The organism is Streptococcus sp. DD10 (assembly GCF_001578805.1).
Lineage (GTDB): Bacteria > Bacillota > Bacilli > Lactobacillales > Streptococcaceae > Streptococcus.
The window spans coordinates 1-415 of sequence record NZ_KQ969206.1; the positions used below are offsets into that span (position 1 = coordinate 1).

The window sequence follows — 415 nt, forward strand, 5'->3', positions numbered from 1 at the left end:
CAAAGTTGAAATCCCAGTTAAACTGAAAAATGGTGAAGAGGAAGTAACTGTTAAGATTCCAGTAACCATCCAACGAGATACAGATGGTGATGGTATTCCAGATAAGACGGATACAGATGATGATAACGACGGAATCCCAGATAGTGAAGACAGCACACCAAAAGTTCCAGATACAGTAGTGCCAGGTAAAGTTGATGTGAGACAAGATGACAATGGAGACGTTATTATCACACCAGTTAAACCAGATGGAACTACTTATAAGCCAGGAACTACGGTGACAATTCCAGGAGTTGAGACACCAGTGGTAATAGGCGAAGATGGAACTGGTAAGATTCCAAACAAAGACCTGCCGAAGGCTGTAACACCAGGTCAAGCGATCATTACTGAACCAAATCATTCACCATCTAAGCCTGTT

Annotated in this window: 1 protein-coding gene; it reads left to right on the forward strand. The window is 42.2% G+C overall.

Annotation, left to right across the window (positions count from 1 at the left end):
* Window positions 1-415: hypothetical protein (locus STRDD10_RS11280; protein ID WP_197458349.1), on the forward strand; the 415-nt coding region annotated here is incomplete at both ends.